This is a genomic window from Brasilonema octagenarum UFV-OR1, assembly GCF_963888615.1.
In the GTDB taxonomy this organism is placed as follows: Bacteria; Cyanobacteriota; Cyanobacteriia; order Cyanobacteriales; family Nostocaceae; genus Brasilonema; species Brasilonema sennae.
Map to the genome: position 1 here is coordinate 22,145 of NZ_CAWPKW010000161.1, position 18,016 is coordinate 40,160.

At 44.2% G+C, this 18,016-nt stretch carries 7 protein-coding genes and 1 pseudogene; 6 read left to right on the forward strand and 2 right to left on the reverse strand.

Features of this window, described 5'->3' with window-relative positions; all coding sequences use genetic code 11:
• Nucleotides 1-89: 89 nt before the first annotated feature.
• A pseudogene (locus AC5590_RS10970) lies at nucleotides 90-10,079 on the reverse strand (non-ribosomal peptide synthetase).
• Nucleotides 10,080-10,231: 152 nt separating this feature from the next.
• Nucleotides 10,232-10,942, reverse strand: a complete 711-nt coding sequence (locus AC5590_RS10975) for a DUF6875 domain-containing protein (RefSeq protein ID WP_169263880.1) — start codon at nucleotides 10,940-10,942, stop codon at nucleotides 10,232-10,234.
• A 1,744-nt stretch (nucleotides 10,943-12,686) separates the two neighbouring features.
• Between AC5590_RS10975 and AC5590_RS10980 the strand changes: the two genes are divergently transcribed.
• The 6 genes from AC5590_RS10980 to nusB all read left to right on the forward strand — a co-directional run bounded on the left by AC5590_RS10980 (nucleotide 12,687) and on the right by nusB (nucleotide 17,917).
• Nucleotides 12,687-12,971, forward strand: coding sequence for a non-specific DNA-binding protein Hbs (locus AC5590_RS10980; RefSeq protein WP_048868205.1), 285 nt, complete (start codon nucleotides 12,687-12,689; stop codon nucleotides 12,969-12,971).
• 26 nt (nucleotides 12,972-12,997) lie between these two features.
• Nucleotides 12,998-14,062: a threonine-phosphate decarboxylase CobD gene (gene cobD / locus AC5590_RS10985; RefSeq protein WP_169263881.1), complete on the forward strand. Its 1,065-nt coding sequence runs from the start codon at nucleotides 12,998-13,000 to the stop codon at nucleotides 14,060-14,062.
• A gap of 104 nt (nucleotides 14,063-14,166) precedes the next feature.
• Nucleotides 14,167-15,648: an FAD-dependent oxidoreductase gene (locus AC5590_RS10990; protein WP_169263882.1), complete on the forward strand. Its 1,482-nt coding sequence runs from the start codon at nucleotides 14,167-14,169 to the stop codon at nucleotides 15,646-15,648.
• Between the two features lie 15 nt (nucleotides 15,649-15,663).
• The gene (locus AC5590_RS10995) at nucleotides 15,664-15,915 is read left to right on the forward strand and encodes a LysE family translocator (RefSeq protein WP_246162646.1); all 252 of its coding nucleotides are present in this window, start codon (nucleotides 15,664-15,666) and stop codon (nucleotides 15,913-15,915) included.
• Between the two features lie 390 nt (nucleotides 15,916-16,305).
• Nucleotides 16,306-17,079, forward strand: a complete 774-nt coding sequence (locus tag AC5590_RS11000; protein WP_169263883.1) for a DUF502 domain-containing protein — start codon at nucleotides 16,306-16,308, stop codon at nucleotides 17,077-17,079.
• A gap of 187 nt (nucleotides 17,080-17,266) precedes the next feature.
• Complete coding sequence (gene nusB / locus AC5590_RS11005; RefSeq protein WP_169263884.1) at nucleotides 17,267-17,917, forward strand: transcription antitermination factor NusB; 651 nt, start codon at nucleotides 17,267-17,269, stop codon at nucleotides 17,915-17,917.
• Nucleotides 17,918-18,016 lie beyond the last annotated feature (99 nt).

Consider the following 18,016-nt stretch of genomic DNA (forward strand, 5'->3'; position numbering starts at 1 on the left):
CAACGCAAAGCCTCGGCTATACAAGTCAAGCCTGCTCTGGAGGCTTGACTTGTACAGCCCGTACATTGTAATGAATGTACGGGTGACAGCTACTGTTTAACTAAATGTATTGAATTATACGATTTATCCAAGCAATCTTTCAATTTCTCTGCCAGATCCCGTACATGGGGTTCCTCAAGCAGGGTAAGGTGAGATCCGGGAACATGATGGATATCAATTCCTCCAGCAACGATATCACCCCAGCCGAATTCAGGCTCATATTCTACACCTACAGCTTCGTCCCGATTCTTATCTTCAGTCCGCAAGAGGGTCATTCGACCTGGGTAAATTTGGAAGATATATTCGTTCTTAGCCTGCACGTTAGCGTCTATGATGCTTAAGTGCTTGTCAGTTTCTGGTAACTGATGCACTACATTCAAGTGACGCTTGTATCTTGCTTTGAGCTGATACGTACCCCACTCTCTCCAGCCCGCAAGCTTTTGCCAAAGGTAGGTAGGTCCTAGTTGTAAAACATTATTGAGATGCAAGAGAATTCGCTTATGAAATGGCAATCGTTTCTCATAACCCGGACGACAGGTATCCAACATAACTAGAAGATCTATTTTTTCACCTTGAGAGTGAAGTTGCTGAGCCATCTCCAAGACAATTGTACCCCCAAACGAGTAGCCAGCTAGAAAATAAGGACCATTGGGCTGAATGGTCTGGATTTCCTTAATGTAGTGCGCTGCCATATCTTCAACGCGGGTATAGGGAGGAAGTTTTCCATCTAGCCCTTGTGGTTGTAGCCCATAAAATGGTTGATCCGATCCTAGATGCATTGCCAAAGGGCGGTAACACAGAATTTCTCCACCAAGCGGATGAATGCAGAACAAAGGTGGTTTGGAACCCTTCGGTTGAATTTCTACCAGGGATGACCAAGAAGTTTTTGATTTTTCCTGATTACTGGATAGTAACTTAGCAAGAGCTTCCACTGTACCTGAAGTAAAAAGTGTCGCTAGGGGAATGGATGTGCCGCATTTCTTCTCTATTTGAGCGAATAAGCGTACAGCGAGTAAGGAATGCCCCCCCAGATCAAAGAAGTTATCCTTGACGTTAATGGGTTGAATCCCCAAAACTTCTTCCCAAATCTGTGTCAGCTGGCGTTCTATCTCATCGCGGGGAGCAACAAATGTTTCTTCCACCTCTTGCCTAACTTGCTCTGGCATTGGCAAAGCTCGACGATCTACTTTACCGTTAGGAGTCAGGGGTAGAGCGTCTAGGATCACAAAAGCTGAAGGAATCATATATTTGGGCAGCTTCTCCTTCAGAAAGCGCCGCAGTTCATCAGTTGTCTTGACTTGTTCCTGCTGTGGAACAACGTAAGCTACTAAGCGCTGATCACCAGGTTGGTCTTCACGGGCAATAACCACTACTTCCTCTACACTGGGGTGTTCACCTAACAGCGTCTCAATCTCTCTAAGTTCAATGCGTACTCCTCGGATCTTTACTTGACGATCCAAGCGACCAAGAATTTCTAGAGTACCATCTGGACGATAGCGTCCGCGATCGCCAGTGTAGTAAAGCAAATCTTGTTCGTTGTTGCCCAAGGGGTTCTTGACAAACCGAGAACGATTTTCTTCAGAGGCATTGATGTAACCTAAACTACGGAATGGTGTCCGTATAACAATCTGACCTGGTTCACAAATACCACACAGTTGATTATTTTGTGCTAAAACCAGTGCCTGGGTTTCTGGCTGTGGTGAACCAACAGGTTGTACTCCAGGCAGGACATCAGCAGTAACTCGGTAAAAGCACTTTGCCAAAGTTGTTTCTGTCGGTCCATAGAGATTGACAATTTCGCCTCCCTCTGGGAAAGTTTCCCTCCACCGATGTATGAGTGTATCCTTGAGAGGTTCTCCAGCAAAGAAGATACGTTTTAAGGCACGTAGAGAAACTCCCGGCGCTACATTGACTAACCACGATTGGGCAAGCGTTGGAACTGTGTGCAGCAGAGATATCTGCTCGCGTTCCAACCAACGTAGAATTCGCGTCGGTTCTAGTTCATCACCTTCTGCCGGCAGACAAAGAGTTGCTCCACTGGTCAAAGGTAGGAAGACATCTCTAAGGACGACATCAAAGGAAAGCCCTGTTAATTGGGCACTGCGGTCTTGCTGACCAACTGCAAAAGTTTGCCGCTGCCAGTTGAGAAAATGCGCCATCCCTTTGTGACACCCCAACACACCTTTAGGAATACCTGTGGTGCCGGAAGTAAAGAAAATATAAGCTGCATCGTCACCAGACAGTTGAGGTAGGTCAATTGCTCCACTGCTGTCCGTTTCGGAATTTATGGTTTTTCCTGTATCTGGATCTACGCAAATGATAGCTAGAGATTCCCATAACTCCTTGTGTTCTGAGCGCTCGTCACCAATGCACAATAGGTACTTAGCTTTGGTTTCCTCAAGCATGATTTGCTGTCGATGCACAGGAAGCTTCGGATCGATAGTCAGTAACACACCGCCACTCAAGAGTACGCCCATCATACTGGCAATCAGCCCAAAGCTGCGTGAGGCGAACACGGCGACGACCTCACCACGCTTAACCCCATGACTCAGCAGAACCTGTGCTAGGGCATGAGCGCTTGTGGACAATTCGTTGTAGTTCCAGGAGCGATCGCTTTGGCAGACTGCTGAGTGTTCTGGCGCAGAGTTTACCCAAGAGGTAAACATTGTAGTCACCAATTCGTACCGTGGTTCCGGCAAGGCTGCACTCAGTTCTGGAAGCAAAGGTCGAGATTCTGGTGTTACGAGGGAATATAATCCGATTTCGCTATCCGGAGTTGCAACGATCTGCTCAAGCAGATGCTGGAATTGATGCAGAAGGCAAGTCATGCGTGCAGCAGAAAATAAGACCTGCTGATACACCAGTTGCAAATTCAGCTCACCTGAGTGTTCCTCCACATACAAAGTCATGGAGAATTTTGACTCAGATTCGCTCAGTTCTAGCAAACTGAGGGTCAATCCAGGGAGTTCCAAAGCCGTCTGTGGAGTGTTGATGAAGTTGAACATGACATCGAACACTGGGTTTCGGCTCAAGTTACGTTCTGGATGCAGCTCTTCTACGAGCTTCTCGAAGGGTATCTCTTGGTGAGTATAAGCATCCAAAGCCACCTTACGAACTCGACCTAGCAATTCTAAGAAACTCGGGTTCCCCCCAAGGTTGCTACGCAGAGCGAGCGTATTCAGAAAACAGCCAATCAGCCCCTCAGTCTCGGTTTGGTTACGACCAGCGATTGGAGTCCCAACGATTATATCTTCCTGTACTGTATGGCGGTAGAGCAACGTCTTGAACGCCGCTAGTAGAGTCATGAACAAGGTAGTATCTGACCGCTGACTCAGTGCTTTGAGCGCCGAGGTGAGTTTCTTTGATAACACTAAAGATTGGCGTGCCCCTTGGTGGTTCTGGATTGTTGGTCGCGGTTTATCGGTTGGTAATTCTAAAGGTGTAGCACCCGCTAGCTGGTTTTTCCAATAGTTTAGCTGGGTGTCCAGTACTTGACCAGATAGCCATTGCCGTTGCCAAGCAGCAAAGTCAGCATACTGGATGGGCAATTTTGCCAGGGGATTTGGCTTGTCGTTCAAAAAGGCTTCGTAGACAGATGCTAACTGTTGGCACAGGATGCCCATTGACCAGCCATCAGAAGCGATGTGGTGCACAACCAACAAAAGTATATACTCTTGGTGGTCTATCCGTAGCAAGGTGGCTCGCAGCATCAAGTCAGATCTTAAGTCGAATGGGCGTTGCGCCTCATGCTTCAACAAACGCTGCACTTGTTGTTCTTGATTGCTTGCTTGCTCCTGTGTCAAGTCAATTATCTTGAGTTCTACTGACCTCGAAGAACTCATGATCTGCACTGGCTCACCATCCTCTGCGATAAAGTTAGTTCGCAGGACTTCGTGGTGGGCAGCGATCGCATCTAAAGACTGTTGCAATACACCGATATTGAGCTTACCCAGCAAGCGTTGTGCGAGCGGCATTAGATAAGCCGCGCTATTTGGCTCCATCTGGTCCAAAAACCATATTCTCTGCTGAGCAAAGGATAACGGAGCTGAGTGGCGATCTGCTAGTTGGGGAATGGTCTGCTGTTCTAGGACATCTGTACTCTGGTTCTGGGCGTTAGCCAAGCTTAACGAAGTAATGGCACTTGCTAAACCTGCAATAGTTGGTGTTTCAAACAGCAACTGTAATGGAATTTCCACATTCAGGTTTTGGCGTATCCGAGAAATCACTTGTGTTCCGAGTAGCGAATGTCCTCCCAACTCAAAGAAGTTGCTGTGAATGCTAACTTGTTCCAAACCCAGAATTTGCGCCCAAATAACAGCTAAAACTTCTTCAGTAGGAGTACGAGGTGCAACAAAGTTGCTGTTATCGAAATCTGATGTATCTGGTACACGTAAAGCGCGGCGATCTACTTTGCCATTAGGGTTTAATGGTATGACATCCAAAAAGACAAATGCTTTTGGCACCATGTACTCAGGTAGTTTTCCCTGTAAAAAGCCACGCAATTCACTTGAAGTTGGGGCAACTTGTTCTGGGTGTAGCACCACATAAGCCACGAGGCGTTTGTCGCCAGGAATATCCTCTCTTAGGATGACTAAATTCTGTTGTATTGCAGGATGTTCACCTAAGGTAGCTTCAATTTCTCCCAATTCAATGCGGAAGCCACGAATCTTCACTTGGTGGTCAATACGACCAAGGAATTCTATGTTTCCGTCGCTTAAGTAACGCGCTAAATCCCCAGTTTTATAAAGACGTGCACCTGGTGTGCTATTAAAGGGGTTGCGAATAAACTTTTCTGTCGTCAATTCGGGACGGTTGAGATAGCCTCGCGCCAACCCGACACCGCCAATGTGCAACTCACCCGATTGACCAACAGGCACAGGCTGTAAATTTTCATCTAATATATAAACTTGTACATTGGCAGTCGGGCGACCAATTGGAGCAATGGTGTAATTACTCCCACGCTGGCAAGTCCAAGAAGTTACATCGATGCAACCTTCAGTTGGACCATAGCAATTGAGCAAAACATTGTGCAAATTTAAACGCTCAACGAAGCGATCAATGAATTCGACTCCCAAACCTTCACCACCACTAGTGACGTGCCGCAGGCGAGTACAATTTTCAATTCCCTTTTACTCAAATAAAACGCGGATGATAGATGGTACTAACCCAGCGATAGTAATCTGCTGTTCGATAATCACCTTCACCAGGTAGGCAGGGTCTTGATGTCCACCGGGGCGAGCCATAACCAATTGTCCACCAAACGATAACGTCCAGAATATCTGCCAGACTGATGGATCGAAATTCAAAGAAAAGGTCTGTAAGACTTTGTCTTGTTCAGTTAATTGAAACGTTGTTTGCCGCCACCAGAGGTGATTGCAAACTCCACGGTGAGCAAGCATGACACCCTTAGGCTTGCCTGTAGAGCCAGAGGTGTAGATGATGTAAACTAAGTTATCAACTGTCACATCAGACACAGGGTTTTCTTCGCTGTGCTGGGCAATGAGTTCCCACTCAGAATCCAAACAAATGACTTGCGCTTCATGAGTCGGTAAGCTCTTGACCAATTTCTCTTGAGTAAGCAACACTTGTGTCTGAGTGTCCTCCAGCATAAACTCTAAGCGCTCTTGGGGATACTCTGGGTCCAGAGGCACATAAGCACCACCTGCCTTGAGAATTCCCAGTAGTCCTACGACCATTTCTAGGGAACGCTCGATATAAATCCCCACAAGTACATCCGGTCCTACGCCCAGAGTTTGTAGGTAGTGTGCCAATTGATTGGCGCGATTATTCAACTGTTGGTAAGTAAGTTGCTTGTCTTCAAAAACTACTGCCACAGCATCAGGCGTCTTCTCCACCTGCTGCTCAAATAATTTATGAATACACTGCTGTGGATAATCTACCTGAGTATTGTTCCACTCAACAAGTAACTGCTGTCGTTCATTTGGGGTGAGCAGTGGCAATTGGGTAATTTGCTGCTGTGGATCAGTCACAATTGCTTCGAGCAATGTCTGGAAATGCTCGCTCATCCGCACAATTGTGGCAGCATCAAACAAGTCAGTGTTGTATTCCCATAATCCCCGCAGTCCCTGTTCTGTTTCCTCAATTGATAAAGTTATATCAAACTGCGATGCCAAATGATCCACGTCTGTGGAAGTGATGCTCAGTCCTGGCAACTCCAATGTTTGTGTAGGAACATTCTGCAGAACAAACATCACTTGGAACAGAGGGTGATAACTTAGTGATCTCTCTGGTTGTAGTTGTTCTACGAGCTTTTCAAACGGCAAGTCTTGGTGAGCATAAGCGGACATCGCCATTGAACGTACCCTTTGCAACAGTTCCCGAAAATTGGGGTTGCCAGACATATCGGTGCGTAGAACCAGGGTATTGACAAAAAATCCAATTAACCCTTCTATTTCCTCGCGATTTCGCCCCGCAATCGGAGACCCGACTAAAATATCTTCTTGTCTGCTATAGCGGTACAGCAAGGTCTGGAACGCCGCCAACAATGTCATGAACAACGTCACACCTTCTTGCCGTGACAGTCCATGCAGTGCTTGCGATAAACTCTGGGGTATTAGAAAAAATTGCCTGGCACCTCGGTAAGACTGAACTGGTGGTCGTGGTCTATCTGTGGGTAGTTCCAGTACTGGGGTTGCACCCGCTAACTGCTGTTTCCAATAGTTGAGTTGCTTTTGCAGCACGTCACCAGAGAGCCACTCGCGTTGCCAAACTGCAAAGTCGGCATACTGAATGGGTAATTCTGGCAATGGATTAGACAAGCCGTCCTTGAACGCTTGGTAAAGCGTTGTCAACTCGTCATATAAAATGCTCATCGACCAACCATCGGTGGCAATGTGGTGCAAAAGCAACAGCAAGATATTCTCTTGTGGCGATCGCTGTATCAAGCACGCACGCACCATCAAGTCTGATGTTAAATTGAAGGGGCGCAGCGCTTCATTTTGTAGCAGTTGTTGTACAACACTGGTGTCTTCAGTCAGCGACTCATCGATCAGGTTGATCACCTTCAGTTCCACTGCCCGAGGAGCGCCGATAACCTGCACAGGATTGCCATCTTGGGCGATAAAGTTGGTTCGGAGGATTTCGTGGTGAGCAACAATTGCATCTAATGACTGTTGCAAGACATCCACGTTCAAGTCGCCTTGCAACTGCATTGCCTCAACAATGTTATATGCTGCACTGTCTGGTTCTAACTGTGCCAAAAACCACAGTTGTTGCTGCACATAGGATAAGGGGGCTGACTGTCGATTGGCAACTCGGGTAATAGTCTGGTGTTCCTCTGTACCCTGGTTTTGACTTTGGGTAATGGCAGTTGCTAAGTCGGCGATCGTTGGTGTTTCAAACAGCAACTGTATGGGCATTTCTACACCTAACGCTTGGCGTACCCGAGAAATGACTTGTGTCGCCAGCAGAGAATGTCCGCCCAATTCAAAGAAGTTGTCATGGATGCCTACGCGCTCCAGACCCAATACTTGCGCCCAAATAGCGGCTAAAATCTCTTCCGTAGAATTACGAGGTGCAACAAAGTTGTTGTCACTAATGAAATGGGATGTATCTGGTGCAGGTAAAGCGCGGCGGTCTATCTTACCATTAGGTGTTAATGGCAGTGTATCCAAGAACACAAATGCTGTGGGCACCATGTAATCGAGTAGCTGCTCCTTCAAAAAGCGGCGCAGTTCACTCGGACTAGCAGGAATATGCTCCTGTTTCACCACCACATATGCCACGAGCCGCTTGTCTCCAGGAACGTCTTCACGGGCAATGACGACAGCTTGCAGAACAGATGGGTGTTGTCGCAGTACAACCTCTATCTCTCCCAATTCAATCCTAAATCCACGTATTTTTACCTGATGATCGATACGTCCTACGTACTCAACATTACCATCATGTAAAAACCGAGCTAAGTCTCCTGTCTTGTACAGTCGTGATCCTTGTTCCTGACTAAAGGGGTTGCGGATAAATTTTTCCTGTGTCAACTCTGGGCGGTTGAGATAACCTCGCGCTAGCCCATCACCGCCGATGTGCAGTTCCCCAGGCACGCCAATGGGCACTGGTTGCAGATGAGAGTCGAGCAGATAAATTTGCGTGTTGGCGATCGGGCGTCCAATGGGGATTGAGGTTTGAGATAATTGTGTTGCTCCTACTTCAAAGACGGTTGACCAAATCGTCGTCTCCGTAGGACCGTACATATTCCAAATCGCAGCCCCTGTTGCTAATAATTGCTGCGCCAAATCACTAGGTAAGGCTTCACCGCCGCAGAGAATTTTCAAACCAGGAACACCACCCCATCCAGCAGCCAGCAACATCCGCCAAGTGGCTGGGGTAGCTTGCATCACTGTCGCACCACCCGCAGCGATTTGCTTGCTCAGCAATCTGCCATCGCTTGCTACTTCCCGCGTCACCAAATGAACACGCGCACCTGTTATTAAAGGCAAATAAAGTTCCAAGGCGGCAATGTCAAATGATATTGTTGTGACTGCTATGACGATATCCGCTGGTGTTAATCCAGGTTGGCGCTGCATGGATGTTAAGAAATTGACCACAGCACCGTGCGGAATTTGCACTCCTTTGGGCTTGCCAGTCGAGCCGGATGTATAAATAACGTACGCTAGATGCTCGACGGTAGAATACGGTGCAGGATTTTGTGTACTAGCAGTCACAATGCTTTCCCAGTCTGTGTCTATACAAACGACTTGAAACTTATGGGATATCGCATCTTCCTTAACTTTTTTGTTAGAGGAGAGTTCGGGAGAACTCATTTTTTGTGAAGAATCAGTTAGCAGCACTGATACCTGAGCATCCGACAAAATGTAATCTAGGCGCTCTTGAGGATATGCCGGATCTAGAGGTACGTATGCTCCACCAGCTTTGAGAATCGCGAGTAGTCCTACCACCATGAAAAGCGATCGCTCTACACAAATTCCCACAAGGGCATCTGGTTTGACTCCTAGCTGCCTGAGATAATGCGCTAGTTGATTTGCCTGTTGGTTGAGCTGCTTGTAGGTTAGTTGTTCGTTACCAAAGACAACTGCGACTGCATCTGGTGTCTGTTCTACCTGAGCCTCAAACAATTGATGGATGCAAAGTTGTTCTGGGTAATTTGCCTGAGTATTATTCCACGCCAGCAATAACTGCTGTTCTTGAACAGTTAGCAATGGTAATTCTGCAATCGAGCGATTAGGATCAGCAACAATTCCCTCTAGCAATCTGTGGAAATGCCCATTCAGCCGAGTTATCGTGGCATCATCAAATAACTGGGCGTTGTATTCCCACTCTCCTTGGAATCCTTGTTCTGTCTCCTCCATTAACAAGGTCAAATCTAACTTGGATGTAACCTTATCTAATTCAGAGGGTGTGATGGTCAATCCGGATAAATCCAATGTTTGTTTGGGTGTATTCTCCAAAACAAACATCACCTGGAACAGAGGGTGATAGGAAAGCGATGCTGCAAACCGCGACGCAGGCGAACGCTCTGCTTGCAGTTGTTCTACTAGCTCTTCAAACGGCAAGTCTTGGTTAGCGTAGGCGGACGTTGCCATCGCTCGCACCCTTTGCAACAGTTCCTGAAAACTCGGGTTGCCAGACACATCTGTGCGTATAACCAAGGTATTGACAAAAGATCCAATTAGCCCTTCTATCTCAGCAGAATTTCGCCCTGAAATCGGAGAACCAATCAAAATGTCTTCCTGTCCACTGTAGCGGTACAGTAGAGTCCCAAATGCCGCCAGCAATGTCATGAACAGTGTCACATCTTCTTGTTGTGACAGTGTCTGTAATGCTTTTGATAAACTCTTGGGTAGTAAAAAAGATTGTTTTGCACTTCGGTAACTTTGTACGGGTAGTCGCGCTCTATCCGTGGGCAATTCCAGTACTGGAGGAGCACCTGCTAGCTGCTGCTTCCAATAGTTAAGTTGCTCTTTTTCAAGGTCATTTGTTTGAGTACCATGGCAGTCCTCAACATCGGTTAAGCTAGCTGCCTGAATATTTGACTGAAGGTATAAATTTTTGTTTGTTAACTGCATAAACACCTTGTAAAGAAAATTACTCTATTAATTTCTCGGCTTGGTTACCAACTTTCATCACTAAAAACGAGTGATGCAAATTTACGACAGACAATATTGATCTTATTGATTAAGTTGGTGAATTAATCATTTCTGTAGAGGAACAACTTAGCTTATGAATGAGCAATTTCTAAATTCATAAACTTTTCTTCTTGCAGTTGCTCTTGTGCTAACTCCAATAGTTGACGAGCAGTCTTTAACTTGTTTTCATCTTTGATTTTCTGGTTAAACTGCTGTGAATAACCCGATTCAATATTTTGTAAATAAGCTTGGAGATATTTAATACGCAAGCGCGGATCTTCATCTTGAAGAAACAGAATATCCGATTCAACCATATAGCGAATAACAAACATGGGAACGGAGCTTTGAAATGGGCGGAAGTTTGGGTTGTGTGCACCAGGCACTTGGTTGAGCTTATGAAATTCCCCTATCATCAGTCCTGACTCAACAAAAAAACGCTTAAGTTTTTTGTGATTCTCGTCAATTATTTTAGGAGCTTCTTCTATATCGATATCAGGCACAATGATTAACAGTGTTTTCCTTAAAGCAGCTACCCCCTGTCGTGGTTCTTGCTCAAGGAAGATATCTCGACAGCGTAGAACATTCTCAAAAAATTGCTCAGGAGCCACATTTTTAGCACGTATAACTGTCAGGGACATAACGTTTGCTCTAATTGAGTGAGGCACAAAAGGGCAAACAGGACCGAGTCTACCTAAATCAGGGTGAGCTTTTCCAACAAAATTTTCAACCCACTGCATGCTTTTAATTAAGTAGGGAAGGTCTTGTTGAAGCTGATTAATATCAGTAGGTGTGTAGAGTTGCATTTTTACTACTTTAGAAAAACTTACTTATGAATAAAGGAACACAATTTAACCTATACAAAATGAAGCTAGTTATAGCTAATGACGCAAAAGCTATACTTATTTTTGATAGGAGATTTATCCCTTAGCTAGCACTCAGCTAAAAGATGGATAATTCTGACTGCAAAAAGATGCTTGGTTTAGGGGTTCTCAAGTAAGCTCACAAACTGAATTTACTTGTATGTAGTAGATGCCTTTGTCTTGACTGTGGAAGTTTAGAAAGTTTCTTAAGGTGGATGCAGTATTATTGTTTTGAGAGCAGGATAGGTGTTCTTTACTGAACTACCTATTGATTATTAAAACTCCACATACTAGAAAAGCATATCAAATCAACTGTAAAGTTTATGTTTTAATAGCAATCACAATTATGATATTTCAGTGTAGGGTAATTCTGCTTAGGAATGATATTGGGGACGTATAATCTTCACAAGTTACAGTTTCAGAATTATTACAATGCATCACCACCCAGTGTAGGATTGGAACTGAGACTACTTTTGCCTATCAAACCGCAAAACTCTTATTCACAGAGATTTTCCTCATTTATAGGCATACTCTAATTCCCAAGTGTAAGATACTTGCTACACAAAGGCTGTAACCTGAAAAATAGAATTTTTTCTAAACTTCGGTGTGGGATCAAACAACTTTCTGTGGACAAAAAGGTTTTCGTATAGTCTATTGATAAATCAATAATAAAATCCTATTCTTACGCTACCTTTTGGGAGAGAAATTTAATTCATCCCGTAACCATAGAAACTATCGCTCTTGCTGTGTTTTATGGTTGAGGTAAATCGAAGTCCTTAGTCAGATCTCAAACATGGCAATCTAGAACACCGATTCACTAATCCCAAAAACCCGGTTTCTGTTACTGGGAAGACCGAAGTTTCGTTAACTCAACAAGAAAAAACCGGGTTTTTTAGTCACAATTATGAATACTGAATCGGTGTTCTAGCGTGACTAATAACTAAGACCCTCTGCACATAAGTGAAGGGTTATTCATGAGAACAGCACTATCGAAGAGGACACTTGGTGACTATCTGTCCCTGTTGCAGAAGGAACCGGGCTTTCTCACCGGGAAATATAATAAAAAATACATTGTGTAAATTAGTTAAAAAATCAGTCAGTCTCAACTGTAGCAAAAAGTACTGTAAATTTGCAGTCGTAAAATGTATAAATAAAAACATTTTGTTTATCTTCATTTTGTATCTTGAAGCTTTTTTGCAATAAATAATACATTATACGGCAGTTAAGACAACATTATACGGCAGTTAAGACAATACTGGTAGTAAAAATTTTTATTATGCTGAATTAACTAGCCAACATTGAACTATTCGCCAAGCACAACGTATTTTATTAAACCAGCTTGATAGAGTTTTTTCTTTGTTTGTATGAAACGGTCCTGCCTGTTTCTCTGACAATAGGCGATTTCACTAAGTATTTTTTCCTAAAAAAAGAGGGGTTTTAGTAAAACAATTGCCCTTTTTTCAAAAAAAATCCTGAAATCTATATAAATTAATGGTTTCATCTATCCACTTCTGGCTATGACACTTTAGAATGATTCATTGAAAAGTCGAATCTACAGCGATTACAGCCTTTGTGAGCATAAATACTCAAAAATCCGACTTTTGTAAATCTCTGAACAGAGATTTAAGTAACGATGCATCAAAAATGCATCTGTACACAATCTCAAGTAAACCTCAAGGAGTTTGACATGAATAAAGGTGAATTGGTTGATGCCGTAGCTGAAAAGGCAAGTGTTACCAAAAAGCAAGTTGATGCCGTTTTAACTGCAGCTTTGGAAACGATTATCGAAGCTGTTTCCTCTGGCGATAAAGTTACGTTGGTAGGATTCGGCTCATTTGAATCACGGGAACGTAAAGCCCGTGAAGGTCGTAACCCCAAAACCAATGAAAAGATGGAAATTCCAGCGACAAAGGTTCCTGCCTTCTCTGCTGGAAAACTCTTTAGAGAAAAGGTTGCACCCCCAAAATCTTAGATTCTCATCTAGGTCACCCTTTTTCTATGCGGCAACCAGCACACGGGGGAAATCTAGCCTGGGCAGCAGCACTAGCTGGCTGTCCCCCAAGTGCTATTCTGGATTTTTCTGCAAGCATTAGCCCTTTGGGACCACCAAAAAGCGCAATAGCGGCAATTGAGTCCCAATTGGATCATCTCAGGCATTATCCAGACCCGGATTATGGTGAACTCAGACTTGCTCTGAGTCACTTTCATCAACTACCCCCTGAATGGATTTTGCCGGGGAACGGCTCGGCAGAATTACTTTCTCTGGCAGGTCGGGATTTAGCACAGTTAGCTGCAACAGCTTTGATAACTCCAGCCTTTGGCGATTATTACAGGGCGCTGGCTGCATACCACGCTAAGGTATTGGAGTTTTCTTTGTTAGTTTTTCGGACTTTGTCATTAATTTTTGACAAAGTTGAAAACACAAAGGATAAGGGACTATTGCTGAATAACCCCCATAACCCAACGGGGGTGTTATTTTCACGAGAAGCCATTTTGCCGTACCTAGAGAAATTCGCTTTGGTGGTAGTAGATGAAGCCTTTATGGATTTTCTGCCCCCAGGACAGGAACAAAGTTTGATAGAAGTTGTGCAGGAATATCCAAACTTAGTGATTTTGCGATCGCTGACCAAGTTCTACAGTTTGCCTGGTTTGCGACTAGGATATGCGATCGCCCATCCTGAGCGTTTGCGGCGCTGGCAGTCCTGGCGCGACCCCTGGCCCGTAAATACCCTAGCAGCAGCGGCAGCAGTCGCTGTGGTCCAGGATAAGGAGTTTCAGGAGCAGACTTGGGCATGGCTGCCACCAGCACGAAACCAACTCTTCGCTGGTTTAGCTTCAATGCCCGGATTACAACCTCTAGAAAGTGCTGCTAATTTTTTACTCGTTGAATCACAGCAATCGAGTTCGCAATTGCAGCAAAATTTACTACAGCATCACCAAATTTTCATTCGTGATTGTCTGAGTTTTCCTGAACTTGGCGACAGATATTTCCGGGTAGCTGTACGCTCTTGGTCAGATAACCAGCGCTTACTAGAAGCACTGTCATTAGTCATTAATCATTAGTCATCAAAGACGAAGCACAATTAAAAAGAAAGCCAAACCCGTGCCGCAGGCATAAAGCTTCGGATAAAGGTAGGACAATTGACAAAGGACTAGGGACAAATCACGTGACTATTGACTACGATGTAGTGATTATTGGCGGCAGTTTAGCGGGACGCTACGCTGCCCTTACTGCTTCTCAACTAAGAGCCAAGGTTGCCTTGGTAGAACCAATAACAAACGGTGCATTTACCAAAGTTAACGCACCATTAGAGTTTATTTATCACCATGCTCTAAACCACACCAGTAACCTTAGCAAGCAAATAGGTGACGCAGCACTATTTGGGTTTCATACCTCGTGTGCTAATACTCTAGAAAAATGCCAAATTTCTGTAGATACGCCTCAGACAATGCTGTATGCTCATAGCATTGTTTCCAATCTCCAAGAGCAGAATTCACTTGCCGTTCTGGCTGCCCAAGGCGTGGATGTTATCGTAGGTAATGGTCAATTTCAATCGTCGCCCCATCTTTCATTTGCCGTTGATACTCGCTTACTACACGCACGCACTTATTTACTTGCAACGGGTTCAAGCCCAGCAATTCCAGAAATTGAAGGATTGCAAAAAACTGGTTTTCTGACAATACCTCAAGTTTGGCAATCTCTGAGCAGTTCTACATCGCCTAAACAGTGGGTCATTCTTGGTGGTGTTCCCCAAAGCATCGAACTCGCTCAAACTTTGGCGCGATTTGGTTACGATGTGACGCTGATTATCGAACATCCCAATCTTGTTCCTAATATTGACTCAGAAATGGCTCAATTGCTTTGTAGTTTGTTAGAAGCAGAAGGTGTACGCGTCTTTATTAAAACGTCAATCACTCACGTGAGAAGAATTGAGGATAAAAAATGGCTTCAAGTGGGAGATAAGGCAATTGAAACTGATGAAATCGTAGTAGCAACTGCACAACAGCCAAATATACAATCCTTAAATTTAGCTGCGGTAGATGTGAAATGGAATCAGCGTCGTTTACTGGTGAATGAAAAACTACAAACGACAAATCCGCGTATCTGGGCTTGTGGTGATGTTATTGGTGGCTTTGAACTCGCCAATATAGCTAATTACGAAGCAAGAATAGCTCTGCAAAATGCGCTCTTTTTCCCGAGGTTGAAAGTTAATTATCGGCATATTCCTTGGGCAGTCTTTACTAACCCGATGTTTGCACAAGTCGGTTTAACAGAGGCGCAAGCTAAACACCAATACAGTCCTGATGAAGTTATGGTTTTACAACAGTTTTTTAAAACACTCTTTGCTGCCCAAATCCAAGACGAAACCACGGGTCTCTGTAAACTCATTGTCTTACGTAATGGTGAAATTTTAGGAGCTTCGATTTTAGGTGCACAAGCAACAGAGTTAATTAATGTTATTGCAATGGCGATCGCCCAAACAAGAAAAGTCAATAGTCTAGCTGATTTAGCTCCTCTGTGTCCCAGTTTCTCAGAGATTTTTGAGCAAATTATACAGACGTGGAAACAGCAAAAATTAAATGGCAACATTGCTTGGCAAGACTGTCTGGAAAGCTTTTTTCAATTCCGACGGAATTGGAATTTCTAAACTTTAATAGAGCTAATGAACTATATGCAAATCAATATGATGCAATTTTTAGGCGATTGGTTGACTATCTTTACAGCTGGGTGTTTAGTGATTATGAGTCCTAGACCAAACTTTGTCTTAACACTCCGCAATAGCCTAGCTCATTCCAGACAAGCCGGAATCTACACAGCGTTGGGAGTAACTGCTGGCGACCTCATTCATGTCATCTGCTGGTTAATCGGTAGCGGCAATCAAACGTCGATTTTTGTCAATTTCAGATTGGTTTGAGCGAATTATGGGCGCAGTTCTCATTTTCTTCGCTCTGCGTCTGGCACTTGCTAAAGACACGATTAATTGGTTTAGCAGCGTTTTATCCACCACAGTAGTATTAATAATACGTTAAAATAGCTGCAACAATCGTTTACAACTCTTAAAAAGAAAGTAATAAGTTTTAGAGTAGCCAACCGCTACGCTGGTTTATATACTTCTATCTGCATTAAGTAGAAAAATGGCTGGATTTGGCGTAAAAAACCAATATTTTGGTGACATAAGTTTACCTAAGCACCCTCATGGACAGTAATTAATGGGATTTTGCCCATTAAGCAAAAAGTAGAAGCGGTTAAAACCACCACTCTAAACAGCAAAAAACTGTCCTCCCCATTTGACTAATCTACTGGAATGAGTACCAATAAAAGAAGTTCCACTTGCCTAAAAAAGGAGAATAGGGGCTTGGCAATCAATCGCTGGAAACAGGATCTCAAAAATGACCTCATTGCTGGGTTGTTGGTTGTGATTCCCCTGGCAACTACCATTTGGCTTACAATAACTGTTGCAACTTGGGTCGTCAACTTTCTCACCCAGATTCCCAAACAACTGAATCCGTTTGGTGGAATGCATCCCATTTTGGTCAATCTACTGAATCTCTTGGTGGGACTGATGGTGCCACTGCTGAGTATACTGCTGATTGGCTTGATGGCTCGGAATATTGCGGGGCAGTGGTTGCTAAATGTGGGTGAGCGGCTATTACAGGCAATTCCCTTTGCAGGACAGGTTTACAAAGCTCTCAAGCAACTTTTAGAAACACTCTTAAAAGACAGCAATGGCAAATTTCGCCGTGTTGTTTTAGTAGAATACCCTCGACGGGGAATGTGGGCGATCGCCTTCGTAACAGGTATGATCAGCAGCGAAATCCAAACTCAGATGTCTTGCCCAGTATTGAGCGTTTTCATCCCAACAACTCCCAATCCCGCCACTGGATGGTATGCAGTTGTTCCAGAAGAGGAAGTCGTCAACCTGTCATTATCAATTGAAGATGCATTTAAAATCATAGTCTCCGGTGGCATTGTTGCTCCCAATACCTCCCCGACGACCTTGGCTATCCCCAAAGAACGCAAACTAGAAATGCCACCCAAAGAAGCAAAGCGGCAGATTCTTCCTCTCGAAGAAACTTAAAATCAGTAGTCATTAGTCACTAGTTATTAGTCATTAGACCTCTCCAAAAATGGCTATGAAACCAATACCCCGCGCTTGCACTAAAAATCATTTTTGGAGAGTTCTATTAGTTAAAAATTATTCTCCCTCACTCCCTCACTCCCTCACTCCCCGACTCCCTTTATCCCCTTCTCCCTAACTCACTTTTATGCAAGAGCGTAAACCTCGTCAAATTTCTCGTGAATTGGCTCTTTTAAGCCTCAGCCAACTGCCAATCAACCCAAAGAAATTAGACAAGATACCACCAGAACAACTGGTATCAAAGTTAGTCCTAGCAGCAGTACGTACGCTGCGATCCGAAGTCCAAGATACTCTAGACAATGCTGCAGGCGAACTGCAACGCAGTAATGATCGGCTTCTGAGTAGCCAAACACGCGCCAGTGACCTAAATACTGCTAGAACAATGCTCAAAGAAGCTGTTGTATACACGCAAACAGCCATCAACAAGTTAGCTGCGACTATCGAATTTCCTGAACTCATTCAACTGGCTAATCAAGATAAAGAAGTCCGCGAGTACGCTAAAGAGATTATCATTGCTGTCAGTGAAAACCGAAACACCATAGACGAGGAAATTTCCACTGCTTTAGTAGATTGGCAAGTAACTCGCCTTGCCCACATTGACCGAGATATACTCCGAATCGCTGTAGCAGAAATGAAGTATCTTCAAGTTCCCGACAGTATCGCAATTAACGAAGCTGTAGAGCTTACTAAACGATACAGTGAAGAAGAGAGCCATCGATTTATTAATGGTGTTCTGCGCCGAGTAACTGAGCAAAAAAAGGTACCAACGAGTCCGTAGCCAAAAGCTTTATCGTTAAGAAGAACACAGAACACAGAACACAGAATATACGCATAAATAAAAAGCGTAGCGTTGCAACCTGCGCATGCCAGGGATTTA

Coding starts and splice junctions, on each gene's coding strand:
- AC5590_RS10975 (WP_169263880.1), bottom strand. CDS start 10,942: ATGCAACTCTACACACCTACTGATATTAATCAGCTTCAACAAGACCTT.
- AC5590_RS10995 (WP_246162646.1), top strand. CDS start 15,664: ATGAACTATATGCAAATCAATATGATGCAATTTTTAGGCGATTGGTTG.
- AC5590_RS10980 (WP_048868205.1), top strand. CDS start 12,687: ATGAATAAAGGTGAATTGGTTGATGCCGTAGCTGAAAAGGCAAGTGTT.
- cobD (WP_169263881.1), top strand. CDS start 12,998: ATGCGGCAACCAGCACACGGGGGAAATCTAGCCTGGGCAGCAGCACTA.
- AC5590_RS11000 (WP_169263883.1), top strand. CDS start 16,306: ATGAGTACCAATAAAAGAAGTTCCACTTGCCTAAAAAAGGAGAATAGG.
- nusB (WP_169263884.1), top strand. CDS start 17,267: ATGCAAGAGCGTAAACCTCGTCAAATTTCTCGTGAATTGGCTCTTTTA.